We start from the raw sequence: 26,560 nt of genomic DNA, 5'->3' as shown, positions 1-26,560 counted from the left end.
AAGAATGAAAGCCGTACTCATTTTATGTTTTACTATAGGTGTTCCTTTTATGATGTTCTCGCAAGAACATCAAGATGTTCAACCACATTTTATTGCGCTTTATACTTTGGGTGAAAGTTGGGATATGGAGAAGCAACCTGGAGAACAGGCATATTTTAAAGAGCATTCCGGATTTTTATCTAACCTAAGAAAGGAAAAGCAAATTATCTTAGGTGCTCGTTATAGCGATACTGGAATGATCATTTTGAAAGCAGATGATTTGGAAGCTGCTAAAGCAATGCTACATCAAGATATTGCGCTCCAAAAAAAACTTTTTAATGTTGAAGTTCACCCTTTCAATGCTTTTTATAAAGGGTGTATTGAATAATTTTAGTTTATGAAAAAATATATAGTACTTCCCATTCTTATTTTGACTTTACAAATGCAAGCACAAGAAAAACAATTACCCTATTATGAAATTCCCGACTACCCTGAAGATTATAGTCCAGGAAATGTGGTTGCCAGAATGATTGATGGTCTAGGTTTCCGTTATTATTGGGCAACTGAGGGATTGGCACAAAAAGATTTGGATTATAAAGCTTCGGAAGAGGGTAGAACAGTTTTTGAAACCCTTCAGCATATTTATGGAATGTCTGAAATGATCATGAATGCGCCAGGGTCCAAACCCAATGTTAGACCTATGGACCTTTCTGCACTTACCTATGAAGATTTACGTAAAGGGACATTAAACAATCTTCAGACAGCAAGCCAGTTGATGGCGGGTAAAAGTGCCGCTGATTTTGAAAATTTTAAAGTCATTTTTCAACGTGGAGAAAAACAAACTCCTTATCCATATTGGAATATGATTAATGGAATGCTATCGGATTGTATCTATCATGCAGGGCAAATCACGATGATGCGACGGACTTCTGGGAACCCTATAAATCCTAATATTAGCGTTTTCAACGGTAGGCTTAGAAATAATTAAAGGGCTAAGGGTTTTGTAACAAAACGCTATTTTCTGCTACCCATAATTAAAACCTAAAAGATGGGGTTCGCCAGTCACTCATTATTAGTTATAAAAGCAAATCGCGCTTTGTTGCATAAAAGGCGTAGTTATAGTGATATCCGGGAGGCCTATGACGGTTATATTACTGAGAGAAAACTTCACTTTAAGGAACTTACCCCTTTTGAGCAGAAAAAAATTAGAGATAAAATCATTGCCCAAGCTAAAAAAGATAGATTACAGGAAATAAGAAATTATCTTGGTGCTTTTTTAATTCTGTGTCTTTTAATTTTTGGAGGGTATTTGCTTTTTCAAGCTAACCTTTACTAATTAATCTTATCTACTACTACTTTATATGTTGGGTCTTCAAGAACATTAACTTCAATAATGTCTTGCGCATTTTTCAATAGACGTATGCAGTCTTTGCTTAGATGTCTTAGGTGAACTTTTTTACCTGCTTTGGCATAACGCTCTGTAATTTTATTCAATGCTTCAATCCCCGACATGTCTGCTACCCTACTTTCTTGAAAATCGATAATCACCTCGCTTGGGTCATTATGAACATCGAATTTTTCTGCAAACAAGGTTGTAGATCCAAAGAATAAGGGGCCATAAATCTCATAGTGCTTTACTCCATCCTCATCAATATATTTTCGAGCACGTATTCGTTTTGCATTTTCCCAGGAATAGGCCAATGCCGAAATGATCACGCCCAATAAAACGGCAACGGCAAGGTTATGTGTAATGGCCGTAATCAAAGTCACCAAAACCATCACTATAACATCAGAATTCGGCATTTTCCGGAATGTTTTAAAACTAGCCCATTCAAAAGTACCTATGGCAACCATAAACATCAATCCAACCAATGCGGCCATTGGCAATTGCTCAATTAAGCTGCTACCAAACATAATAAATACCAAAAGCATCACCGCCGCGGTAATACCAGAGAGTCTTGCCCTTGCTCCTGACGATGTATTGATTAAACTCTGCCCAATCATTGCACAACCACCCATTCCTGATAAGAATCCAGATAGAATATTAGCGGTACCCTGCGCCACACATTCCTTGTTTCCACTACCACGGGTTTCCGTAATCTCATCAATAATGTTTAGCGTCAATAAACTTTCAATAAGCCCAACACCTGCTACGATACCTGCATATGGAATGATGATTAAAAACGTATTCCAGGTCAAGGGAATGTTTGGAATGGATATGGGTGGGAAGCCTCCTTTAATACTTTCTCCTTCTTGCATCGTATCAGCAACGGTAAGGGTATCAATGCCAAAGCCAATAACTAGCGCAGAAACTACTACAATGGCCAAAAGGGAGGAAGGAACTGCTTTTGTCAATTTTGGAAAGCCCCAAATAATGAGCATAGTCAACAGCGTTAGCCCCAACATGGTATATAATGAAGCGCCTGTAAGCAACTCTTCTGTTCCTTTTTGATAAAAATTTGGGAACTGCGCCATGAAAATGATTATTGCCAAACCGTTTACAAATCCGAACATTACCGGATGCGGTACTAAACGAATAAATTTTCCTAAACGAAGTAATCCGGCTAAAATCTGAATGACACCCGCTATGATGACCGTTGCAAAAACGTAGTTTAATATGGTGGTCGGCTCTATACCTGGAAATGTCCGTTTGAGTTCCAAAATCAATCCAACAAAAATTACCGCCACAGCGCCGGTAGCTCCAGATATCATTCCAGGGCGACCACCAAGAATTGAGGTTACCAAAGCCAAGACAAAGGCCGCGTACAATCCAGTTAATGGTGAAAAACCAGGAATTAATGCAAAGGCAATGGCCTCAGGCACCAACGCCAAGGCCACCGTTAACCCAGATAATACTTCTGTTCTATAGTTTACTTTCTGGGAAAAGTCAAAGAGATTAAGATACTTTTTCATCCTGTAATTTAAGCGGGCAAAATTAAGTCATTCTAATCTAGAAAAACCTTTATTACCTGCATTTTGCAATTATTCCCAAATAATTGCGGAATTCAGAATTCAATCCTAATTAATTTGCCCAATAATCAACAACAAAGACTTTTTCTACATATGGTCCAAGGCTAGCGACAAACTCTTGATGTTTTGGGTGGGGTGTATAAATACTATCCCTATCCTGCTCAGACTTAAATGTTAACATATAGCAATGGGTAAATCCTTGGTGAAAATCTTCTGGACTATCATTTAGACCCCATTCAAAATCTTGAATAATTGAAATATGATTGGGCAGTTCACTAAAGCTTTTATTCAGTTTTTCAACTTGTGCATCGCTAGTGTCATCGTTGAACTTAAAAATTACGACATGCCTTAATAATTTCTCTTCTTTCATAGGTTCTTCTTTTAATTCTTTTTCAGTTTTCTCTGCACATGCGTTTAACAACATATTGCAAAGCACCATAATCATAATCACCTTTAAGTTCTTCATCTGTACTATATATTTGTTACTAATTATTTTAAATTAATCCTCCTGTACTTCCTCCTTCAACCTTAAGGGCCGATCCATTTGTGGCCGAAGCCAGAGGACTACAGTAATAGGCTATAGTTGAGGCCACTTCATCTACGGTCGCGAAGCGCTGTAAAAGTGACGAGGTTCTTACTTCTTTAAAAAAATCCGCTTCAACAGTTTCTTTGGTTTTACCTGATTTGGCGGCTTCATCTTTTAAAAACTGTTCTGCGCCTTCAGAAAGGGTTGAACCAGGTAAAATGGAGTTCACTGTTACCCCACTTGCCTTGGTCAGCTGTGCAAGCCCTTTGGCAATAGCCACCATTGCAGTTTTTGTCATGCTGTACGCTAATAAATCGGGCGGAACCAATTCCGCACATTCACTTGAAATGAATAAAATTCGTCCCCAGTTCTTTTTCAACATCTTTGGTAAAAAGTGTCTTGACAAACGTACACCACTCATTACATTGTTCTCAAACTGTTGGTACCATGAACTATCCTCCATTTCAAAAAAAGGGGCTGCCTTATAGATACCAACATTATTGATTAAAATATCTAACTCTGGCAATGTCGCGCATAACAGTTTAGCACTTTCCAGGTCTCCAAAATCGGCAGCAAAACCAGAAACATCCCCCGAAGGAAAGTCTTGTTTCAATTTGGATAGCGCGCTATCAATGGATTGATTTGTACGCCCGTTCACAATTACTTTCGCCCCTTCATTTAAAAGGGCTTTGGCCGTTGCAAAACCTATTCCAGCAGTAGAACCGGTAATGAATACTGTTTTGTCTTTTAATTTTAAATCCATATTAACCTGCTAATCCTAAGGGGCTGAACAATGCCCATAAAACAAAAACAAAAACCACAAGCAATACCGTCAATGTAGCATCTTTCGACCATTTGAACTTGCCACTATTATTGGACTTCTGGAAGGTTACCAAGGCTAATTCCTCATCTGACTTCGGATTCCCAAATCGGCTCACTCCTGCAAGAACTACAGCACAAAAAAGAAAAAGAACCAAAGCAAAATGCAGAAAGTTAACTTCTAAAAAATAGGACAATAGCGTTCCTTTCTCTACCATTAAAACACCTTCATTAGCCATGAATTCTGTAACCAAACGAAGGATTCCCAAGATGAAACCAGACCAAAGCGCCACTATTGCTCCTTTGGCATTTATCCATTTATAAAATAGTCCGAATAAAAATACTGCTGCAATAGGTGGCGATATATAAGCTTGAACACTCTGCAAATAATGAAAAATTCCTCCCCCCATAAGACTTCGCATAAAGGGAATCCAGCCCAAGCTTACAATGACCAGAACAATGGTAGCTAGCTGCCCAAATCGGACTAAGTTTTTATCCGAAGCTTTAGGTCTGTATTGTTTGTAGAAATCAATGGTCAACAATGTTGAACTTGAATTAAAGGCAGAAGACAATGAACTCATCAGCGCTGCCAAGAGTCCGGCAATGGCCAGGCCTTTCAACCCTATGGGTAGAAAGTTGTTAATCATAGTGGGCAACGCTTGATCCGCATTTTGTAAGACAAAATTTATTTCACCTTTTTGCAATAACGCGTAAGCAATTACACCTGGAATAAAGAAGATAAACACTGGCAATAGTTTTAAGTAACCAGCAAAAAGTGCTCCTTTTCGGGCATTAGATACATCTTTTGCAGACAGGGTTCTTTGAACGATATATTGATCTGTACACCAATACCAAACCCCTAAAATTGGTGCTCCAAAAAGCATTCCTGTCCAAGGATATTCCGTATCGGACATTGGTCTCCATAGATTAAAGAAACGTTCTGCTGGTGGATTGCCGGGAGTTTGAGCAGCAACTTCCAACGTATTAATCAATCCATCCCAACCCCCTAATTGATATATTCCAAATACTGTCACCGCAATGGTTCCCACCAATAAAATAACAGCCTGCACCATGTCGGTATAAATAACTGCTTTCAATCCCCCCAATACCGTATAAAAGCCCGTGGCAATAACGGTAATAATGGCGCCTGTCCAAAATGGAACACCAATGGTTTCAAAAACCAAGGCTCCGGCAAAAATAATAAGGGAAATCTTTGTAATTACATACGCTAATATGGAGACTACTGAAAGATAGTTTCGACATGCTTTTGAATACCTTTTCTCTAAAAACTCAGGCATGGTGTAAACCCCTGTTCTCAAATAAAATGGGACAAATACCCACCCCAATAATATTAGAACCAAGGAGGCAATTATTTCGAAATTAGCCATTGGCATGTTTGCCCTAGCACCAGCTCCAGAAACCCCTAAAATGATTTCGGAGCCAATATTTGAAGCAAACAAAGAAGCTCCGACCACTAACCATCCTTGATTTTTACCTGCAAGAAAATAATCTGCCGCACTTCCTTCTTTATTACCTTTTGATGCCCACTTCGCAATCCAAAGTATAACGGCAAAATAAAATAGGATGATACCCACATCCCAAAAACTCATTGTGGTGGTCATAAATTTAACGTTTGGTTATTTTAATGATACGTACGTTACCAATTCTTCAAACCTAATAATTTTTCACCTAGATCAGTGAGGTTTGCCGTATCATATTTATCACGTTCCCAATTTCTAGGATCACCAGGAAATGCATATCCTTCTGGGGCAATTCGATTCTTCCAGGAATTGATTCGCCATTGCCGTAATGCTTCATTATTTTCTTCGGCAGGCATCATGGAAATGTATTGGGCAATTCGCACTTTGTTGCCAGATTTGTTGGGTCTAATACCATGGGGCTCGGTGCTATTAAAAATTAATAAATCACCGGCTTCCATTTTCACCTTTACAATTTTATCTTCTAACCCCTCTAGACTTGGTTGAAAATGGTCTCTATCCTCTGGCTGGGTCAGCTTCCAGGTATCGTAATTGCGATAAAGCCATGGTATGCATTGAAAGCCTCCCATATTTTCATCTGTTTGATCTGCCAAAGCCAATACCCCTTGCACGTTTTGTGGCCGAGTCTCGGGGTCATAATCCCAATGGATAAATCCTTTTTTTTCCACGCCTGGTTGTAATGGGAAATTTAGATTGGCCCGATCAATGGTGACCCATAATTTCTCTGTCCCCCAAACATCCACAAAGGCATTATATACTCTTGGCATTTGCCTATTGTTCCATAAATGTTGATGGTTATACACCTCAACCATTCCGGTTCCTGTCAGTTCTTTCATTTTCATTTCTGCACGTGGTGGTGCATACCATGTTTTGGAATCCTTTGGATCTTTCTCATCAAACTCCCATAAAAAATCTGCCGTAGCTTTGGCCTGTTCAATGGGAATGGCATTCTTTATAACAATGTACCCATTATGTATCCAAAATTCCCAATCCTTTTCTGAAAGTACCCTTAGTGGTTTTCCATTGGACCTATCGTTTAATTTTTGACTACTGCTTGTTGCCGTGGATGGATTGCCGGGAATTTCTTCATGTCCCTTATTGGCCATTTCCAATTTTACATCTTTCTCCATATTAATACTATTATCTACTTACTAAAATTCTATGGAATAAAACTAGAGGCATTACAAACAGTTCTCCACCTTAATATTGATGAAAATTTGAACTATATTGACTTTTAATTTACAATTATATATATTATATGATATTTTAGTGAAAATTGAAGATTCAATTAGAGACCATAGCGCCAAATACCAAAAGCCCGTTTAGGCTTTTGCATCTGCCTAGACTGAACCATCTTTTCTACTGGCATTTTCATCCAGAATATGAATTGGTTTATATAGAAGGTGCAAGTGCAACCAGGCATGTTGGCAACAGTATATCCAACTTTGAAGATAGCGATCTTGTCTTTATTGGCTCCAACATTCCCCACCTGAATTTCGATTATGGTGTCAAAACTGATTACATCAAGGATGTGCTTCATATTAAACCATCATTTAAAGAACAAATGTTAGCTGACATTCCTGAGTTTTCATTAATAGATACTTTATTTGAAAAATCGAAACATGGTATTGTATTTACAGGTGAGACAAAAAAGCATATTGGGAAAAGGCTGAAAGAATTACATCTACTTTCTGCATTTGATCTTTTCATGGAATCTATTCAAATATTGAAGGAGCTTGCCAACAGCAATGAGTTTTTTCTACTCCATGATTATCCTTTTGTAAACAGGTATCGGAAAAAAGAACAAGATCGGTTGAGAAATATCCATGAGTTTGTGGATAGGAGTTATCAGCGGAGAATAGAAGTTTTTGAAGTTGCCCAACTATGTAATCTTAGTAAAGAAGCTTTTTGTAGATATTTTAAAAAGACCACCGGAAATACCTTTACCAGTTTTCTTAATCAGTATAGAATAAGTCAGGCCAAGCGATTATTGTTGATGGGTAAAAATGTGGGGGAGACTTGCTACGAATGTGGATTTGAAAGTCTTTCTTATTTTAACCGTACGTTTAAAAAAATAAGCGGAGAAAACCCTTCGGAATTTAAAAGGCAGTATCAAGTTAATTTGAAGATGAAAAAGTAAGTATTGGTCTGTTACTTTTTACTTCTTCAAAAAAAACGCCCCAAGCGTGAAATGCTTGAGGCGATTTTTAACTAAATAACCAACCAAAAAACTTGTCTAAGTAGTCGAACACTATATTTTTTCCTTACATTTTTCTTTGCCGAGTAACAGACATTATGGAATTTTTAACTTTTGAACGCTTTTTATCAGTACTCTTACCTGACTTTAAATATTGTTTGTACCCTCTTCCTGTAAACTCATATACCGTCTCACTTGCCACATGATACAATTCAATAGTACTATCATCAATAACGTACAGCTCAAAATAATCATTGCCCAAGAAGTCATAATCCAGTGTTAAAGTTTTAAGTGTAGTATCATTCGCCACATCAAAAACTTCGTAATCTCCTTCATAGTCCCATTGTAGATTCACAATCGGTGTCCCACTACCATCCACAGATGATCTAAAAAAGGCACCATTAGCGCTTGACAAAAACTGAAGATAGTTCTCATCATCAAATTCGTTTATGGCCCCAAGCTCACTTGTATAGATTTTCTCCCACGCCTCATATTCCTGTAAGAAATAGTCAATATTGTCATAGAAGACCATGTCATAATCAAAATTGTTTCGCTGATATCCTTTTATGATGTAGGAGGTATTTGAACGTGAATCATATAATTCCAAAGTACTGTTGTTTACCGCAAAAACATCCAATAACCAATCTCCATCAATATCATGGTTTATATCAACAACTCCATTCAACGTTCCATAAGAACCTACATCTATTCCCAATCCATTTCCTGTTTTGCCTATACCAACAATATTGTTATTGGCATAAATAATTCCCCTATCAAAAGAAATTGTAAATGCTCTTTGTAAAAAAGGGACTTCACCATTTCCTTTTGTTGCATTGATATCGACATACCATAAATCGTATGATTCCAATACCAAGGCTGTATTTATTGGTGATTGTTCTATAAAGTCATCCTCAAATACAACTTCTGTATAGCAAGAACTGGCCAAAAGACCTATGCTTATAATTCCGAGTAGTAGTTTTCCAATTTTCATATTCCTGGCTTTTTGATTCATCAAGAATAAACCAAGCACCATGCCAAAAAGTGTAACTATTTGATAATCAGCTATTAATATTGTAATTGCTGGATTGTTTAGTTTTGCCATCTAAATCTTGTTTATGGAAGACAACTTGCGGATTGGAGTATTGGGAGGCGGTAGTTGGGGAACTGCTATTGTGAAAATGCTTTCTGAAAACCTGGATACTGTTGCTTGGTATATGCGAAGTGAATCTGCAATTGCGCATTTAAAAAAAGAAAGGCACAACCCCAATTATATTAGTTCGGTTGAGTTTGATACTTCTAAACTTGAATTGACTGCGGATATTAATCAAATTATTGAAGCATCGGACATTCTCATTTTTGCCATTCCTTCAGCTTTTTTAGAAAGTGAACTCAAAAAACTTGATGCTCCCATTAGCCATAAAATAGTTTTTTCGGCCATTAAGGGAATTGTTCCTGAAAGCGGATTAATTGTTGGAGAACATTTTCATGAGCATTATAATATTCCATTCAAAAATATTGGGGTGGTTACTGGGCCATGTCATGCCGAGGAAGTTGCATTGGAGCGCTTGTCTTATCTTACCATTGCTTGCGCAGATGCCGCTAAAGCGGAATTGGTGGCTAAACATTTTAAAAGCCATTACATCCGAACAAAAATTTCAGATGATATTATTGGAACGGAATATGCGGCAATGCTCAAGAACATTTATGCCATTGCTGCTGGTATTGCACATGGACTGGGGTATGGTGATAATTTCCAAAGTGTATTGATGAGCAATGCCATAAGGGAAATGAAACGCTTTATAGACAGTGTGTATAAAATGAAACGTAATATTAACAACTCTGCTTATTTAGGAGATTTGCTGGTTACTGGGTATTCCACCTTTAGCCGAAATCGCATGTTTGGCAATATGATTGGCAAAGGGTATACCGTAAAAAGTGCCATGATGGAGATGAATATGGTTGCGGAAGGATATTATGCTACCAAAAGCGCCCATCTGCTAAGTGAAAAGCGGGAAAAAAAATCTAAGACACCTATAATAAATGCAGTGTTTCAAGTTCTCTATTGCGACAAAAACCCGAAAAAGGTTTTTAAAAAGCTTACCGAAAAATTAGATTGATTTTATTGTAAGAGCACCTCATCTGGAATACTTTTTCCCCTTGGGATAGAGGTATCCTGAATATCAATAGATATGGTATCATAAGATTTTATATGTCCTTTATTTACAATATAGGATTTGTGCACCCTTCTAAAATTTTCTGGCAACTGCTCTAGCGTATTTTTTATACTTCCATAGCTGGTAATTTTTGTTTTGTCGGCCAGATGAAAGGTGACATAATTTCCCAATCCTTCCACAAATAAAATGTTGTCAATGACAACGCGATGTGTTTTGCGATTGGATCGTATTTCCAAAATATCGCTTTCCAGCGTTTTGTTTTTATCATGTTCAATAGACCAAAGCTGAAATAATTTCATTCCTAGAATCAACAGCACTGTAGTATTGATTAATATAATCGCTCTTACCAACATCATGATACTAAACAAGCCCGCACTAGAATCGTTTAATAGCAACTCTTCATAAAAGAGATGTATAAATACACGCTGTAAAATTCCACCTAGCAAGAGTGTAATACCATACCCCAGAAAAAAGTTTCTGAATTTTCGTTTCAACAAAAAACGGGGCAACAGAAAATAAATAGTGACGTAAACCGCAAGAATCCGAACAGGCAGCAGAATAAATTCTAAATAATAAGAAGCCAAATAGCCTTCTTTGCCTGCCCATATAAATCCAAATAAGAGGTAATACACAACCCAAAAAAGCACATGGGTGGCTATCCTTGAATTTAATATGTAAAAATTATTGGCAAATTTCATGTCGCTAAAATTCCAAGTCATGATAAGGGTCACATTCGCATAAAAAGAAAGCAGCTACGTATAAATTGTCTCAAGACTAAAAGTAGGCAATCTAATTTTAAAGAAAACTTAAATCTTCATTGATGAAATTAAATACCAAACTCTCTCTGCTTACTATTCTGATTGTTTTTTCTACTGTTCATATCAACGCCCAATTATTGGGTCGTAGAACCTCTTGGGAAGCTAAAATTGAAGGCCCCAATGGAAGTGTGCCCGGCGCAAAAATTATTGCACTCAATACTAACAGTCCATTGCAAAAGGCTGGTTTCTTAATGGACGATATTATTCTTGAAGTGGATGGGGTGCTATTAAAGGATGATGAGGTTTGGAGTGAAATTTCTTATGGCCTTAGAGCAAACAAGGCAACGAACATTAAAGCCCTTCGCGATGGTCAAGTTTTTGAAGCCACAGTAGAGTTTAATCCTTTGGAACAAGAAAAACATACTGGAATTGACACCTATTATGAAGAAATTACAAGTTCTTATGGCATTACCCAAAGAACCATTATCACCAAACCCAAAAAACCAGGAAGACAACCCGCGATAGTATTGATTGGCGGGCTGAGTTGTTCCAGTATTGAAACATACCCTGGCAGAAAGGGTAATTGGGTACAGACCATTAAAGACTTGGTAGAAAAATCAGGCATGGTTGTAATGCGAATAGAAAAGCCTGGTGTTGGAGATAGCGAAGGAGATTGCGGACAATCCGATTTCATAACAGATATAGAAGGGTACAAGGCTGCCATAAAAAATTTAAAGACAAAACCTTATGTAGACTCATCCAGAATAGTGGTTTATGGTTCCAGTATGGGAAGCGCTTTGGCTCCTTTCCTTGCCAACAAATTTAATTTGGCAGGTGTAATCTCTGATGGTACTTTCTTTAAAACATGGTACGAACATATGCTCGAAATAGAACGACGCATTCTTCAGTTTCAAGGAAACTCAGAATCACAAATTGTTGAAAAACTCAACAAATATTATATCCCATTATATTATGGTATGCTAATCCAAAAGAAAACCTACCAACAAGTGGTCAATGAGTATCCCGCACTTTCAGAATATAATTACCACTCCGCAGCACATATGTATGGAAGGCCAGTAGCCTATTACCAACAACTACAAGAGTTTGATTTGGCCGGGCAATGGGAAAAGGTGAAAGTTCCTGTGCGGATTCTAAGGGGTACCCATGATTGGATTATGTCCTCTTTTGACAATAAAATGATTGTTGAAGTCTTAGATCGGGTTGGGCATAAAGACCATCTTTTATACGAGTATCCTGGATTAGATCACTGGAATACCATTCATGAAAGTCCTAAAAATTCCTTTGAAGGAAAAGAAGGGGTATGGGATCCAGGTACGATCAACCTCATTATTAAATGGGCACAGGAAATAGTTAAGCTAGAGTCTTAATCCCGTTCCAACGAGAAATTGGAATGCGAATCCAATTCTTTTAGCAAACTTTCCTTGAAAGCTAGTATTTGATCATTGCTGTAACCGTATGCCTTTTTAAATTCTTCCAAAACAGGTTCCATATAATTTCGGATACTATCAATATCAAAATATAACCTACCTGTTCTGCGGATAAAGAAATCCATAGGGTTAAGTGCCATTTCGTGTGCAATTGAAAATTGTACCTCGGCTCTTATCATCCTTAAATAAACATCTTGATTTCTTAATGCGGCATAATTTTCTAAAATGATGTCAGCTTGTTTTCCGTAGTTGGTGACCAAATACCAAGCGTCGTATTCTGTAAATCCATCTTCTTTGATTCGATTAAAGACCTCATCAATATACTTTTTTACATGCTTGAATTTTTTGAAATCACTGCCGCAAAGCGGTATTTTATCCGTGGTGCCTTCTGGAATGTTAATCCCATAGTCCTCTTCCATTTTCTTCACTATGCGATTAACTACCCTTTCGGCCATTTTACGATAGCCTGTCAATTTTCCGCCAGCGATACTCACTAGTCCTGTATCTGATGTAAAGATTTCATCTTTTCTTGAAAGCTCCGAAGCAGATTTTCCTTCCTCGTGAATCAATGGTCGAAGTCCTGCCCAAGAGGAGATGATATCCTCCATTTCCAAATTAATGTTTGGAAACATATTATTCACAGCAGAAATTAAATAGATGGCATCTGCCAAATCTGTTTTAACATTGTCCTTGTCCAGATTAAAATTGGTGTCTGTTGTACCAACATAAGTAATTTTACCTCTTGGAATAGCAAACATCATTCGGCCATCCGGAATATCAAAATATACAGATTGTTTCACTGGAAGTTTCTCTCGTGGAAAAACCAAGTGAACTCCTTTGGTCAAATGCAGGCGTTTTCCTTTTTTGGAATTGTTAACGCTCCTCAACTCATCCACCCATGGTCCAGCCGCGCTTATTACATATTTAGATTTGATGCTAAATTCTTCTCCAGAAGCTTCGTCTTTTACCTTAACTCCAGCAACGGTTTCATTCTCATAAATAAAATCAACCACCTTGGTATAGTTCAATGCTTGGGCACCATACTGTAAGCTGGTTTTTATATTCTCAACGGTTAATCTGGAATCATCCGTTCTGTATTCCGCATAATATCCGGCCCCGTTTAAAATCTTTTTAGGCAAAAGAGGTTCTAATTTCAATGCTTCCTTTTTTTCCAACATTTGTCGCTTATCATCTCCAGTAACTTGGGCAAGAATATCATATACTTTAAGTCCGATAGATGTAAGCCATTTACCATATGAGCCTCCTTCAATAAGCGGTAGCAACATTTTCTCTGGCAGCACTAGGTGCGGAGCAAGCTTGTGCACAATAGCGCGTTCTGAGCCCACTTCCTTTACCAGCCAGAAATCGAACTGTTTTAGATAGCGAAGTCCCCCATGGATTAATTTTGTCGATTTACTGCTTGTGCCAGAGGCAAAATCTCCTTTTTCAAGCAGCACCACCTTCATTCCTCTTGAAGCAGCATCCAATGCAATTCCTCCACCAGTAATTCCACCTCCAATTACGACGAGGTCAAAAGCTTCTTCTGAAACTTTTTGAATGGTTTTTTCCCTATCAAGGTTGGAAAATCTAACTGGCTCTTTCATATCCTTTTTAATTTGTTGAGGGCAAGCTTCAAAATTACACAAAAATGTAAACGTTTACATCGATGATGGGATTAAGTTTATATTAAATCCATTGCGTAAACCAAATAATCACTTTCTGTCAAAACAAACCCAAATCTCATATCAAAAACTTACTCCTTATGATTGTATGGATATACAAAGATGTGAAAAAAGTATGCTACACTGTGCTACTTTTGTTTATTTTGATGAAAATCATACTCTCGTTCTACCAAACATATTCGTACTTTGTACCAAGAATACCATTCCTTAATTCCTTTACGCTGCGCAACACGATGGTCTACGTTGGCCTTCCAATTGGCTATTGCTTCTAAATTTTCCCAATAACTTATGGTAATCCCAACTTCTTCTCTAGCGCTCTCAAAATCTAAAAATCCGGGTTGTTTACGCGCTAATTCTTCCATTTCAACAGCCATCTGTCCATAGCCATTATCCCCTTCGGTTCTTGTGCTGGTAAAAATTACTGCGTAATACGGTTCTTGCAATTCCATTTAGGTGATATATTGTTTTTCCAAAAAATAATTAACAACAGCTTCCTTCATTAATACAGATTGTTCACCTGCTTTTAACGGCGGTAGTTGTTCCTTTACTTTGTAATGGGGCCAACCCTCCTCATCAAAAAAATCAAAATCATAGTATCCATAGGGCTCCAACAATCTGCAAATGGCAATGTGCATCAAGTTCACCTTCTCATCTTTTTTAAAGCTTCTGTGAAAATTACCCAGTTCTTGCACTCCGACTAAGTAGATGATTCCATCAATCTCCAAAGGGTCCCCATCAGAAAATTGATTGGATAATTTTTCTACAAGAATCTCCCATCGTTCCTTAAGCTTTTCGTCCCTTGCCATGCATTTTTTTAAGAGCTTCAAAGGTACAAATCAATATCCTATATTTGTTAAAAACCCGTATATGAGCTTTTTGGATATTGTTATTGGAGTACTCCTTGTTTGGGGGCTGTATAAAGGGCTAAAAAATGGACTTTTTGTAGAAATAGCATCTTTAGTTGCTTTAATAGCGGGTATTTATGGTGCAATACACTTCTCCTACATAACAGCGGACTACCTTTCTGAGAGTATGAACTGGAGTGATAGATATATTAAAATCACATCGTTTTTAATTACCTTTTTTGGTATTGTTTTGCTAGTTCACTTTGCTGGTAAATTCTTAACAAAGATTGCCGATTTTGCAATGCTTGGTCTATTGAACAAAGTAGCTGGTGGTGTTTTTGGAGCTTTAAAAGTAGCTATCATCCTTGGAGCGTTTCTGGTTTTTTTTGACAGACTTACTTCTTCCCTAAACTTTATTAATGAAGAGACTAAAAAAGAATCTATTTTTTATGAACCGGTAAAAGAAATTGGTGCTTTTGTTTTTGCCTTCGTGCTACAAGATGACAAGAAAGATTCAACCGAAAATGAAAATCAACTCCTATAGTTTTAGTAGTTTAACCGGGTTTGCTTTTGTTCTTTCCTAACCCATCATATTCTTAAGCTATTGGTTTGTAACTGAGTCGTATGAACGGTCTCTTTTTCTCGATGAAAGGAATTAGGTATTTTCAGTAAATATGGCTTAAAACCCTAATTTTTGCAGCTTAACGGATTAATCTGTACACCTATGGAAATTTTATGGCATAGCCAACCCTCGCATCTAGTTTAGCCATTAGAACACATGAGACTCTTAGAACAAGTCTCAATAATCACCCCCGGAAATGAAAAAAGTATATTACCTCTCTCTGGTAGTTGGGCTGACAATAATATTCAGTATGTGCAGTAAAACATCCACGGCTGAAGAAGAAAAACAACTGACCGAGGCGTTTCTCGAAAACGAAAAAATTGTAATTGATCCATCAAAAATGGAGGAAGAGCTATTCAATTTGGTAAACGAACACAGATTATCCATAGGCGCTTCTCAATTGCAAAACAGTTCATCATCGTATGTCCATGCTCAGGAACACAGCAATTATATGATTTCCCAAAACGAATTAAGCCACGATAATTTCGATGCAAGGGCTTCAAAAATTGCACTCGAAATCAACGCCGTTAACGTTTCTGAAAATGTGGCTCGATATTATTCCACCGCTTCAGCGATGCTAAATGGTTGGCTAAATAGCGCTTCCCATAAAAGCACACTGGAGGGCGAATTCACTCATGCCACTTTAAATGTTGAATTAGACAAGAACGGTAGGGCCTATTGTACCCAAATATTTATGAAAGTGGATTAGACAGAATTTTAGTTTTATACATAAGTGTTTGAAGAGACCTGCATTACAGTAGGTCTTTTTTGTTAAAGCCTATGTACCAACAAAGGTTTTTTATACCTTTCGTAAAATCTTTAGCAATGGCCATACTTCCACCTTTTAATTTGACCAAATGGATTGCGGAAAACAGAGATACCCTTAAACCCCCTGTTGGTAATAAAAACTTATATAAAGACGCCGGAGATTATATTGTAATGATTGTCGCGGGACCTAACGCCAGAAATGATTACCATTACAATGAAACCGAAGAGCTTTTTTACCAATTGGAAGGAAATATAGAAGTGCATATACAGGACGAAGGAGAAAAAAAAACTTTTAAACTTGGTCCAGGAGATATGTACCTTCACCCTGCCAAAGTACCGCACTCACCAGTCCGTCATGAAGGATCCATCGGGTTGGTGGTGGAACGAAAAAGAGACCATATGAATGTGGATGATGGCTTGTTATGGTTTTGCGACAACTGCAATAACATATTATACGAAGCCTATTTCACTTTACATGACATTGAAAAGGATTTTCTTGGACACTTTAAACATTTTTACGGGTCAGAAGAATTACGCACCTGTAAAAACTGTAGCACTGTAATGCCTGTTGATGAACGATTTATTGCTAAAGACTAATTATGCTCATAGCCGCCAAACTTATTATCCTAATTGTTGCTGTTCTACATTTCTATTTTTTATGGTTAGAAATGTTCGCTTGGACCACAAAAGCCAAAAAAGTATTTCGCTCTTTTCCTGAAGATTTATTTGAACCCACCAAAACATTAGCCGCCAACCAAGGGCTGTACAATGGCTTTCTAGCCGCTGGACTTGTCTGGTCCTTGCTTATTCAAGATTCGGTGTGGCAGCTATATGTGGCTTTATTTTTTCTAGGCTGCGTGGCCGTAGCCGGAATCTTTGGAGCGCTTACCGCTTCCAAAAAAATATTTACCATTCAAGCGCTTCCTGCACTCATTGGAATAACACTCCTTTTACTCGATCATTTCCTTTAAGAAATCTTAGCTGTCAGAATCAGGATTATTCGTAGTTTTGAAAAAATATAACAATTCAAGATTAAAAAGTTATAAATGTCAAAAATTGCAACTGCTTTTGGAATAAACAAAGCCCTTGATCAACTGGGGCTTTCTGAAATAAATGAAGGTACATCAACTGGTTTAAACCATTTTGGTTCTGGGGAGATTATATCTTCTTATTCACCCGTAGATGGTGCGTTGATTGGGAAGGTAAAAACTACTTCTCCAGCGGATTATGAAAAAGTAATGGAAACTGCTACTTCCTCCTTTAAAGAATGGCGATTGATGCCAGCTCCTCAAAGAGGGGAAATTGTAAGGCAATTTGGAGAAAAGCTGCGTGAGCTTAAAGAGCCATTGGGCAAATTGGTTTCCTATGAAATGGGTAAATCTTACCAAGAAGGATTGGGAGAAGTACAGGAAATGATCGATATCTGTGATTTTGCAGTGGGTCTTTCAAGACAGTTACATGGCTTAACCATGCATTCAGAACGTCCTGGACATAGAATGTATGAGCAATATCATCCCCTTGGTATTGTGGGCATTATCTCAGCCTTTAATTTTCCGGTAGCTGTATGGGCTTGGAATACAGCTTTAGCCTGGGTATGTGGTGATGTTTGTGTTTGGAAACCTTCAGAAAAAACACCCTTATGTGGAGTAGCATGTCAAAATATAATTGCCCAAGTTATCAAGGAAAATAACCTTCCTGAAGGTATTTCCTGTTTAATAAATGGTGACTATAAGGTGGGAGAACTTATGACCAATGATAGCCGAGTTCCTTTGGTGTCAGCAACAGGTTCTATTCGCATGGGAAAAATTGTGGCGCAAGCAGTAGCAGCACGATTAGGAAAATCACTATTGGAGTTGGGTGGTAACAATGCCATTATCGTTACTCCAGATGCTGATATTAAAATGACCGTCATTGGTGCTGTCTTTGGTGCGGTAGGAACAGCTGGACAACGTTGCACCTCAACACGTAGACTAATTATTCATGATTCCATCTATGATAAAGTTAAAGATGCTGTAGTTGCTGCTTACAAACAGTTACGAATCGGAAACCCATTAGATGAAAACAATCATGTTGGTCCCTTAATTGATACAGATGCTGTCTCCATGTATAAAAAAGCATTGGAAAAAGTAGTTGCCGAAGGAGGGAAAATCATTGTAGAAGGAGGTGTTCTAGCTGGTGAAGGTTATGAAAGTGGTTGCTATGTTAAGCCCGCCATTGCCGAAGCCCAGAACGATTTCGAAATTGTACAACATGAGACTTTTGCCCCTGTACTGTACTTGTTAAAGTATTCTGGAGATGTTGAAAATGCCATTGCCATTCAAAATGGTGTGGTCCAAGGGCTCTCCTCAGCAATTATGACCAACAACCTCCGTGAGGCTGAGCGTTTTCTATCTGCCTGGGGTAGCGATTGTGGTATTGCCAATGTAAATATTGGAACATCTGGTGCTGAAATAGGTGGTGCTTTTGGAGGAGAAAAAGAGACAGGTGGCGGTAGAGAAAGTGGATCTGATGCGTGGAAAGTGTATATGCGTAGACAGACCAATACCATAAATTATACTACAGAACTGCCTTTGGCACAAGGAATAAAATTCGATTTATAAAAAAAGCCCGCCATCCTGGATGAACACAAGATTGGCGGTCTTTAAACCAACTTAACTAACTCAAACTTAAGTTAAACCCTATTTCAGTGCCGGATCTTTGTCGGGAGAAATAGGGTTCTTTGCCTAATATATAGGTCTAAGTTCTAAATATTTTTACTACTTCTAAACCGCAATATTATCGTTGGTTCAGAAAAGTGTATGATTGGTGTTTTTTAGCTCATCTTTTGTTCTTTCCCATTAAGTATCATGAACCGTACCATATTCTAAACACCTCAGATTCTTAGTGTTAAACTGAAGTTTTTAGCATTTTTTTAATAATTTGGTGTACTCAACACTAATTATCATTGCTAATGACAACAAAGACCACATACTTGCTGGGGATACTTGCTGTTATTGGTATTGGAACTTTGCTCTACATAAATCTGTGCAGTTCTTGTATAGCTCCATCGACCGATGCTGTTATTAAACAGATAAAAAATCCTCAAACAAAATCAAATTCGTTTTCTATGGTAGATGGAGATTTCAAACATACCATTGAAGATAACTTCAACTTTAAACTGTCCAGTCCCTCTTTTTTAATGCCTATTTCTGATGAACTAAAAGCAGGTATTGTTACGATAAAAGAATACTTGGAAGCAAACCCAATAAAGGTATTAGCGCTTACCGGATTGTATGCTGAGGGTGAGGAAAACAATACGCCTTACAATACCTTAGGTTTAGCTAGAGCACATTCCGTAAAAAACCAATTAATGTTAAGCGGTATCCCATCAAAACAAATAGCAACAGCTGGAAAACTCATGGACGGACTAACTCTTGAAGGCACAACCCTTTTAGGGCCGATTACTTACGCTATTACTGAAGAGAAGACAGCACCTGAATCGAATTAAACTAACTATTAAACCTCATTATAATGAATTTTGAAAATCTAAATATCTGGTGTTGGGTTATTCCCGCACTAGTTGGTATTATTTCTGGAATCTTAGGATACCTTATAGGGAAAGGGAAAGAAGCTTCGCCTCCAGACCATTCAAAAATAAATGCGCTTGAAGCAGAAAACGCCAAGCTAAAAACAGAACTGGAAGCATGCAGAAAAGAAGCTTCATCAACTTCTTCAAAAACCAAAATTCCTTCAGCTCCAATTGTTTCAGGATTTGATGCGGCAACTGCCAAAGCAGCACTGGGCAAGAAAGTAAAACAAGATGATTTAAAGATAGTAGAAGGCATTGGCCCTAAAATTGAAGGCCTATTCCATAACTTCAATATAAAAACATGGAAAGCACTCTCTGAAACTTCAGCAGATAAATGTCAAGAAGTTTTGAATTCAGGAGGAGATCGGTATAGAATACATGATCCTGCTTCTTGGCCCATGCAGGCTAAAATGGCTTATGAGGGGCAATGGAAAAAATTAAGGAAATGGCAAGACAAACATAAGTCTGGTAAATTTTAATCCCTGCCTGGGTAAAAACTCTAGTTATTTAACTGGATCTATAAAATTCCGTTGGCCTCGACCCATTTAAACTTGTACTGGTCTTGTCCAAACTGCATCCGTTCCGATATGCGCTGAAGTCTGTCCGGAAGCTTCATTAAATAATCACGAGCTTTCTCTGCCTGATCGGAAAGCCCTCCCAGATTTCCTATTTCCCAGTAATCATTTAATTTTTTCAAAATTTCAATATAATCTTGTGCGGTATAGACGCCTAAGCGTTGTGCACAATTTGAAAAAACTTCAAAAGCAGTACCAATACTTTCCCCAGATTCACGCAAAAAATGTGCGGGCATTACAATTTTTCTTTTCATCATATCAGCAAAAGCCTCAATCATTCCATTTGGATCTTGCCCAAGTATGGTTTTCACAAATTCTCTATAAGCCAAATGATGTCTCATTTCGTCACCGGCAATAATATTACACATTTTTCCCAACAAAGCATTCCCCTGTTGTTTGGCCATTTTGCCAACACGCTTATGGGAAATATTGGTTGCCAATTCTTGAAAAGTGGTATACACAAAGTTTTTATAAGGATCTCTATCGGTGCCAATATCAAACCCATCTGATATTAAGTGTTGGGTAGTGATTTCAACTTCTCGCATATTCACTCTTCCTGACAGATAAAGGTATTTGTTCAAGACATCGCCATGCCTATTTTCTTCGGCAGTCCATGCACGCACCCACTTGCTCCAACCATTTTCCTTGCCATTATGTTGGTCAATTCCTTCAACATCCATCAACCAAGATTCGTAGGTAGGCAATGCTTCTTCTGTTATGGTATCTGCTACAAGGGTAACCCAAAAATCATAGCCAAGCTCCTTTGCTTCTTCTCGAATTTGTTCAGTTTCAGTGAAGAAGTTGTCATTCTGAGAGTCGGGTAAAAAATCACTCGGCTGCCATATTTCCTCAATAGGTATAAGAAATGAATCCATAAAACCCTGCACTTTGGGTTCAATAGCTTGCATTACTTCTAACCGAATATTTTTTAACGACATAATTCATTTTTTGTAAAGGTCTTTATTAAATTCCAATAAAGAACAGTATTGTTTTAGTTTCTCCCTTTTTCCCCTGGATAAAATGTATGGACAGGATCACTCTGCCAAAATTCTTTGGTTTCCACATCCATCATTGTTAAGGCACCCATAAAAGCAGCTCCGGTATCTATATTCCAAACATTGGCTCGATTTTGTGGGTTTACAAGTTCTTTTTTTGAAATAGGCGTGTGTCCAATAAAAATCTCTTCGTAGTGTGTCAACCTTTTGGGGAAATCTGCATCACTTTTCTTTAGGGTGGGGTCAATTGCTTGGGCCAATTCCCAGAGCGTTCTGTCCCAATAGAACAGCTGGTCAAAATATTCATATTCCACCCCCTTAAGATTGGTGTACCCTGCATGAAGGTAAAGTCTATTGTCTTTATCCAAATAATAGTTTTCCAATTCGGCATAAAACGCAAGATGTGTTTCCCAATTCTCTCTTTTTGAGCCCAAGTATGAATCTCGAGTAGCAGTACCCCCATGAGCCAACCATTGTGGGTTTTCCTTTTTGGTAAGCATCCATTCTCTGCAAAGTTCATCATGATTACCCCTTATAAATGTACAGTGATAATTTTCCTTCAGGTCAATTAAAAAATTGACGGTCTCCACCGCCGTACTCCATCCATCTACATAATCCCCTAAAAAAATAAGGTGGTCATTCTGGCTTACCTCAGCACGAATCATAAGTTGTTCAAGTGCCCTCACCCCAGAATGGATATCTCCTATTACCAAAGTTCTCATCCCACAAATTTTGCGCAATTATACATAACAAAAAAGGACTTTTGTTTACAAACTAGATAAAGATTTGTTTATGAATCGAAGAAAACATTTAATCCTATTTAATTGGCATATAGTTAACAGCGTATTTCATCGATCCTTGTAAGAATAGTACAACAATACTTCTATTTTTTGTTATATTGAAAGGCTAATTCATTTAATCTCAACTATATGAAAAAACGACTACTCACTAAACACTTATTTTCTTTTTTGACCATTTTTTCGCTCATTTTTTCTGTAGCGCAAGGGCAAAATTTGAAAAAGACCCATAATGATGCTCCCAAAAAAGGACATGATCTCTACAAGCAATCTAAGCTTTATGATAGCAAAAAAGGCCCTGCTGGTGCAAAACCAAAAGCACAGGGTGACCGAGCTATGGACAGACTGGCCTATGAGTTTAGACAGGTTCAAGATCCATTTACAAAAAAGATTCCAGAACACATTTTGGAAAGAGCTGCAGAATTCTCAGGTAAGATTGATTCTACAAACATTCAGCAACAAATGTCAAAAACCTACGGAGGCGAAGCTTCAAAAAAACGGTTTTTCTATTTTAGAGGTAGAGGCCCAGCCAATGTTGGTGGAAGAACAAGAGCTCTGGCCATTGACAGAAAAAACGAAAACACCATTCTAGCAGGAGGCGTCTCAGGAGGGCTCTGGCGCTCTACAAATGCTGGAGAAACTTGGAGAAGGGTTACCAGAAAATGGCAAAACCCTAGTATCACTTCCATAGTGCAAGACCCACGAAGAAACCGTCAGAATATTTGGTACTATGCTTCTGGAGAACGCTACGGAAACTCTGCCGGCGCACCAGGGGCGTTCTATCAAGGATCAGGTATTTATAAATCCTATAATAATGGAAGAAGTTGGTTTAGAATGCGAAACACATCTGATAATGATGTCACTTCCATTTCGTCCTTTGATTTGATCAACAGTATTGCGGTACACCCTGCAAATGGAGATGTTTATGCTGCCACTTTTGACGGCTTGTTCCGTTCAGAAAATGGAGCCCGCTCTTTTGAAGAGGTACTCCCCAGTGGCTTTGATAGTCAAACTGAGGTAATCATTACTCCAAATGGTACTATCTATGGAACCGTAGATATTTTTGGCGGAGAAAATGCTGGTTTTTATACTTCTCAAGATGGAGATACCTGGACCAATATTACCCCAGAAGGCTTATTTCCATCTTTTGGAAGAACCGTTATGGCCTATGATCCCTCTGATGAAAATAGAGTCTTTTTCTTCTCGCATGATTTAAGCAATGCAGGTGAAGCATTCCTTTGGAGATACCAAGCTGATGCTACCACTCCAGAAGAGCAATGGGTAGACCTGACCGCAAATCTTCCTACAAACATTGGAGGATTGGCAGGGGATTTAGACCTTCAGGGAGCCTATAATATGGTTATCAAAGTGCATCCAACAAATCCAGATTTAGTATTCTTGGGCGGCACAAACCTATATCGCTCTACAACTGGATTTACAACCCCAACAGGGTTTGAAGGTTGGGTTGGAGGCTATACCATTTTTAGTGATAGTTTTGGGCTTTATCCTAATCATCATCCAGATCAGCACAATCTCGTCTTTTTACCTTCAAATCCAAATAAGGCAATTTCAGCTAACGACGGTGGCGTACAAGTAACTGAAGATATCTCAATAACCACGGAACCGGTTACTTGGACCTCTTTGAACAATAGTTACATCACCACTCAACCATATGCCATTGCAATAGATCCAGAGGGAAATAGCCAAGATGTGGTTGCTGGTTTTCAAGATAATGGAACTTGGTTTACGAATTCAACCAACAAAAATGATCCTTGGGAAGAAGATTTTGGTGGAGATGGCTCGTACAACGCCATTGCCGATGGTGGGCTTACCCGATATGTTTCAGCTCAATTTGGGGTAGTATTCCGTTTCAATTTTGATGAAGCTGGAGCGTTTGTATCCTTTACGAGAGTACAACCCGCTGGAGCAAGTGGCTTCGATTTTGTCGCTCCTTTTGTGTTAGACCCCTTAAATGACAATGTTATGTATATGCCTGCGGGGGATCGCATGTGGCGTAACAATAATTTGGATGAAATTCCATTATTTTCCAATGCCCCAACCTCCGTCAACTGGGCAGAACAAACACAGACGGCCACTCCAGATGGGTCGATCATTACCGGATTGGATATCTCTAAATTCCCAGTTGCCAATAGATTGTATTATGGAACTTCCAGTGGAATGATCTTTAAGGTAGAAAATGCTAATATTGATGATCAACCTCCTGTAGATATTTCTTCAGGAAAAGGGCTTCCAGAAGGAAACATAAATCAAATCTATGTCGACCCTACCAATGCCGACCGTGTTTTTGCAGTGTTCTCCAACTACAATATCAAAAGCATTTTTATGAGCAAAAATGGAGGTGAAACATGGGAGAGTATTAGCGGGAATTTAGAGCAGAATAAAGATGGAACAGGAAATGGACCTTCCGTTAGATGGTTTGCAATTAGTGGAAATAACAACATTTATTTTGCAGGAACAAGCACTGGATTATATGCATCCTTCTATTTAAACGGAGACCGCACCCGTTGGTATCGTGAACCTGCTATAGTAGGCAACGTTGTCGTCCCTCAAGTACGGACAAGGGAAGACGGTTTCGTTGCTGTGGCAGCCCACGGAAATGGTGTTTACAATGCACAATTCTATGCATCCCCATCACCAGAAGCAAAATTAAGCACCGCCTATCTGCTATCCGATTTGGTTTTGCCTATTAACAGTGCGGACAAAGAGGTTAATGTGAAGGATTTATTTGTCAATTCCAGAGGCAGACCAATTTCTATTGAGCTCACTAATTCAAATCCCGATTTGGTAACTGCTGTTTTAGAAGACGATGTGATTTCCCTTTCGTTTGCACCAGATTCTGAAGGCTCAGCAGCCATAGGACTCATTGCCACCTCAGGAAGAGAACAAGTTTCGGAAGGATTCACGGTGACACTTACAGAATTTCCAATTTATGAGCAAAATGAGGTCTCTACCAGTAGTACGCCATCCCAATTAATTCCTGATTTTGGTGGTGCATTGCTGCAATCTGCGGATGATTTTATAATTCCAGAAGGAAGTCAATGGACTATTAACAGTATTGTCGCATTTGGCGGAGCAAACAATAGCCCTTCGCTTGATAGTGCAACAATTGTAATTTATGAGGACAATGGTGGTTTGCCTGGCGCAGTAGTTTATGATAGTGGTGCAATAGCACCCGTTACTGCACCTACCAATACGAATCTTGGTTTAGATCTTCCAGAACCCGTTGTCTTGGAATCTGGAACCTATTGGCTTTCTGTTTACGCCAATTTAAACTTCTTGCCAAATGAAACACAGTGGTTTTGGTTTACACAAGCTGGTCTAATCGGAAACGGTAATTTGTTCCGAGACACTGCTGATTTGTTCGGCACTGGAGCTGTAGATTGGGTTCCGACGAATCTTGTTTTTGGAGGAGCACCCGAAGACCACATTTTTCAAATATTTGGAAACGTGGATAGTGGTTCCACAGGAGATACCGCTGTTGAAATTGCTCCTTCAGGGAACTCAGATCAGACTGCTGAGAACTTAGCTACATTAGAAACTGAAGTTATCACCGCAGTATGGCCAAATCCATCCACCAATGAATTTTACTTTGCTTTAAAAAATAGCACTGACACCAAAGTAAGCACTCAAATATTCAATATGGTAGGTCAAAAAGTTTTTGAAAAGGAGGGCACGAGTAGTTCCAAACCTGTTATTTGGAATGCGTCCAATAGTCCTTCAGGCATTTACTTTGTGAAAATTACCGGACCAAATACCAATGAGAATTTTAAAATTATTAAAAAATGATTTTTAATCCCTGAACCAAAAAAGGCGTGAATTAATCACGCCTTTTTTATAACATCCAGTTGCGGTTGCGGTTCGTATATAATTAAAAGCAAAAGCATTATGAAACCCCTAATCCTATGTTTACTTTTCTTTTTGGGCAACTCTTGCAATGAATCAGATAGCGTGGATATTTTAGAAACGACACAAAACGAAGAAGTTATTTTAGATCAGCAATTGTTAGGCCCAAATGAAGTTATATTCCAAATTAAAATTGTGGGCTCATTAGAACAGAACAAAGAAATCTGTGGAATTACAAAAGACCACGTATATCAAGTAGAGCTAACAGAAATTATTGAACTAGGAACTAGTTTGAATCAGAAACTTTCCAAGGCACAGCAAATGGACGTAGCTTTTCTTTTTGAACCAAGTCAATTGCAAAACGATATGATTCTCGAGGCAAAAGCCAAAGAATCCTTATGCCCAGATGCTTCTAGTACTTATTTTACAGTTATTAGCCACAAAATTTTGGAATAGCAGCTTTTTTCTCCTTAC

At 38.3% G+C, this 26,560-nt stretch carries 27 protein-coding genes; 15 read left to right on the top strand and 12 right to left on the bottom strand.

The features are described from left to right. Positions 1-4: 4 nt before the first annotated feature. Genes FVB32_RS06405 through FVB32_RS06395 form a run of 3 tightly spaced genes read left to right on the top strand, consistent with a single transcriptional unit; the run spans position 5 to position 1,315 of the window. Positions 5-367, top strand: coding sequence for a YciI family protein (locus tag FVB32_RS06405; protein WP_222707949.1), 363 nt, complete (start codon positions 5-7; stop codon positions 365-367). Positions 368-376: 9 nt separating this feature from the next. Further along, entirely contained in the window at positions 377-967 is a 591-nt protein-coding gene (locus tag FVB32_RS06400; protein WP_147742309.1) for a DinB family protein, read from the top strand. Between the two features lie 60 nt (positions 968-1,027). Further along, positions 1,028-1,315, top strand: coding sequence for a hypothetical protein (locus FVB32_RS06395; RefSeq protein ID WP_147742307.1), 288 nt, complete (start codon positions 1,028-1,030; stop codon positions 1,313-1,315). Here the strand turns inward: FVB32_RS06395 and FVB32_RS06390 are convergent. From FVB32_RS06390 to FVB32_RS06370, 5 genes are all read right to left on the bottom strand, one after another. Then, a complete protein-coding gene (locus FVB32_RS06390) occupies positions 1,312-2,892 on the bottom strand; it encodes a SulP family inorganic anion transporter (protein WP_147742305.1) in 1,581 nt (526 codons plus the stop codon). The two genes, FVB32_RS06395 and FVB32_RS06390, sit on opposite strands and share 4 nt — an antisense overlap. 109 nt (positions 2,893-3,001) lie before the next feature. Next, positions 3,002-3,415: a Dabb family protein gene (locus FVB32_RS06385; protein ID WP_147742303.1), complete on the bottom strand. Its 414-nt coding sequence runs from the start codon at positions 3,413-3,415 to the stop codon at positions 3,002-3,004. Between the two features lie 28 nt (positions 3,416-3,443). Then, positions 3,444-4,238: an SDR family NAD(P)-dependent oxidoreductase gene (locus FVB32_RS06380; RefSeq protein ID WP_147742301.1), complete on the bottom strand. Its 795-nt coding sequence runs from the start codon at positions 4,236-4,238 to the stop codon at positions 3,444-3,446. A gap of 1 nt (position 4,239) precedes the next feature. After that, positions 4,240-5,916: a sodium:solute symporter gene (locus FVB32_RS06375; RefSeq protein ID WP_147742299.1), complete on the bottom strand. Its 1,677-nt coding sequence runs from the start codon at positions 5,914-5,916 to the stop codon at positions 4,240-4,242. 35 nt (positions 5,917-5,951) lie between these two features. Next, positions 5,952-6,923, bottom strand: a complete 972-nt coding sequence (locus tag FVB32_RS06370) for a phytanoyl-CoA dioxygenase family protein (protein ID WP_147742297.1) — start codon at positions 6,921-6,923, stop codon at positions 5,952-5,954. Positions 6,924-7,069: 146 nt separating this feature from the next. On the opposite strand from FVB32_RS06370, the gene FVB32_RS06365 reads away from it, so the two are divergent. Beyond that, on the top strand, positions 7,070-7,933 hold the full coding sequence (locus tag FVB32_RS06365; protein WP_147742295.1) for an AraC family transcriptional regulator: 864 nt from the start codon (positions 7,070-7,072) through the stop codon (positions 7,931-7,933). A 124-nt stretch (positions 7,934-8,057) separates the two neighbouring features. Here the strand turns inward: FVB32_RS06365 and FVB32_RS06360 are convergent, their stop codons facing one another. After that, complete coding sequence (locus FVB32_RS06360) at positions 8,058-8,981, bottom strand: nicotinic acid mononucleotide adenyltransferase (protein ID WP_147743436.1); 924 nt, start codon at positions 8,979-8,981, stop codon at positions 8,058-8,060. Between the two features lie 124 nt (positions 8,982-9,105). On the opposite strand from FVB32_RS06360, the gene FVB32_RS06355 reads away from it, so the two are divergent. Next, on the top strand, positions 9,106-10,107 hold the full coding sequence (locus FVB32_RS06355) for an NAD(P)H-dependent glycerol-3-phosphate dehydrogenase (RefSeq protein ID WP_147742293.1): 1,002 nt from the start codon (positions 9,106-9,108) through the stop codon (positions 10,105-10,107). A gap of 2 nt (positions 10,108-10,109) precedes the next feature. Here the strand turns inward: FVB32_RS06355 and FVB32_RS06350 are convergent, their stop codons facing one another. Further along, on the bottom strand, positions 10,110-10,883 hold the full coding sequence (locus FVB32_RS06350; RefSeq protein WP_147742291.1) for a LytR/AlgR family response regulator transcription factor: 774 nt from the start codon (positions 10,881-10,883) through the stop codon (positions 10,110-10,112). Between the two features lie 101 nt (positions 10,884-10,984). On the opposite strand from FVB32_RS06350, the gene FVB32_RS06345 reads away from it, so the two are divergent. Then, positions 10,985-12,310, top strand: coding sequence for a serine aminopeptidase domain-containing protein (locus FVB32_RS06345; protein ID WP_147742289.1), 1,326 nt, complete (start codon positions 10,985-10,987; stop codon positions 12,308-12,310). Here FVB32_RS06345 and FVB32_RS06340 read toward each other — a convergent pair. The 3 genes from FVB32_RS06340 to FVB32_RS06330 all read right to left on the bottom strand — a co-directional run bounded on the left by FVB32_RS06340 (position 12,307) and on the right by FVB32_RS06330 (position 14,858). Beyond that, entirely contained in the window at positions 12,307-13,974 is a 1,668-nt protein-coding gene (locus FVB32_RS06340) for a glycerol-3-phosphate dehydrogenase/oxidase (RefSeq protein ID WP_147742287.1), read from the bottom strand. The two genes, FVB32_RS06345 and FVB32_RS06340, sit on opposite strands and share 4 nt — an antisense overlap. A 206-nt stretch (positions 13,975-14,180) precedes the next feature. Then, on the bottom strand, positions 14,181-14,501 hold the full coding sequence (locus FVB32_RS06335) for an antibiotic biosynthesis monooxygenase family protein (protein WP_147742285.1): 321 nt from the start codon (positions 14,499-14,501) through the stop codon (positions 14,181-14,183). Then, the gene (locus FVB32_RS06330) at positions 14,502-14,858 is read right to left on the bottom strand and encodes a hypothetical protein (protein WP_147742283.1); all 357 of its coding nucleotides are present in this window, start codon (positions 14,856-14,858) and stop codon (positions 14,502-14,504) included. It lies immediately after the preceding gene. Positions 14,859-14,919: 61 nt separating this feature from the next. Here FVB32_RS06330 and FVB32_RS06325 point away from each other — a divergent pair, with 61 nt between their 5' ends. From FVB32_RS06325 to FVB32_RS06295, 7 genes are all read left to right on the top strand, one after another. Next, on the top strand, positions 14,920-15,441 hold the full coding sequence (locus FVB32_RS06325; protein WP_147742281.1) for a CvpA family protein: 522 nt from the start codon (positions 14,920-14,922) through the stop codon (positions 15,439-15,441). A gap of 274 nt (positions 15,442-15,715) precedes the next feature. Further along, positions 15,716-16,228, top strand: coding sequence for a CAP domain-containing protein (locus FVB32_RS06320; RefSeq protein ID WP_147742279.1), 513 nt, complete (start codon positions 15,716-15,718; stop codon positions 16,226-16,228). Positions 16,229-16,344: 116 nt separating this feature from the next. Then, the gene (locus FVB32_RS06315; RefSeq protein WP_147742277.1) at positions 16,345-16,884 is read left to right on the top strand and encodes a 3-hydroxyanthranilate 3,4-dioxygenase; all 540 of its coding nucleotides are present in this window, start codon (positions 16,345-16,347) and stop codon (positions 16,882-16,884) included. Between the two features lie 2 nt (positions 16,885-16,886). Beyond that, positions 16,887-17,258: a DUF1304 domain-containing protein gene (locus FVB32_RS06310; protein WP_147742275.1), complete on the top strand. Its 372-nt coding sequence runs from the start codon at positions 16,887-16,889 to the stop codon at positions 17,256-17,258. 75 nt (positions 17,259-17,333) lie between these two features. Further along, complete coding sequence (amaB, locus tag FVB32_RS06305) at positions 17,334-18,887, top strand: L-piperidine-6-carboxylate dehydrogenase (protein WP_147742273.1); 1,554 nt, start codon at positions 17,334-17,336, stop codon at positions 18,885-18,887. Positions 18,888-19,237: 350 nt separating this feature from the next. Continuing rightward, positions 19,238-19,774: an OmpA family protein gene (locus FVB32_RS06300; protein WP_147742271.1), complete on the top strand. Its 537-nt coding sequence runs from the start codon at positions 19,238-19,240 to the stop codon at positions 19,772-19,774. 23 nt (positions 19,775-19,797) lie between these two features. After that, a complete protein-coding gene (locus tag FVB32_RS06295) occupies positions 19,798-20,334 on the top strand; it encodes a hypothetical protein (protein ID WP_147742269.1) in 537 nt (178 codons plus the stop codon). A gap of 38 nt (positions 20,335-20,372) precedes the next feature. On the opposite strand, the gene FVB32_RS06290 is transcribed toward FVB32_RS06295, so the two are convergent. Both FVB32_RS06290 and FVB32_RS06285 read right to left on the bottom strand, forming a co-directional pair. Beyond that, a complete protein-coding gene (locus tag FVB32_RS06290) occupies positions 20,373-21,368 on the bottom strand; it encodes an acyl-ACP desaturase (protein WP_147742267.1) in 996 nt (331 codons plus the stop codon). Positions 21,369-21,421: 53 nt separating this feature from the next. Then, on the bottom strand, positions 21,422-22,147 hold the full coding sequence (locus FVB32_RS06285; RefSeq protein ID WP_147742265.1) for a metallophosphoesterase: 726 nt from the start codon (positions 22,145-22,147) through the stop codon (positions 21,422-21,424). 207 nt (positions 22,148-22,354) lie between these two features. Between FVB32_RS06285 and FVB32_RS06280 the strand changes: the two genes are divergently transcribed. Together FVB32_RS06280 and FVB32_RS06275 are read left to right on the top strand one after the other, a co-directional pair. Next, entirely contained in the window at positions 22,355-26,029 is a 3,675-nt protein-coding gene (locus FVB32_RS06280; protein WP_147742263.1) for a T9SS type A sorting domain-containing protein, read from the top strand. 99 nt (positions 26,030-26,128) lie between these two features. After that, positions 26,129-26,542, top strand: a complete 414-nt coding sequence (locus FVB32_RS06275; protein ID WP_147742261.1) for a hypothetical protein — start codon at positions 26,129-26,131, stop codon at positions 26,540-26,542. Positions 26,543-26,560 lie beyond the last annotated feature (18 nt).

This window comes from Flagellimonas hymeniacidonis (assembly GCF_008040165.1).
Taxonomy (GTDB): domain Bacteria; phylum Bacteroidota; class Bacteroidia; order Flavobacteriales; family Flavobacteriaceae; genus Flagellimonas; species Flagellimonas hymeniacidonis.
The sequence above is the reverse complement of the archived record's forward strand: the minus strand, read 5'-3'. Positions and strand labels throughout refer to the sequence as shown.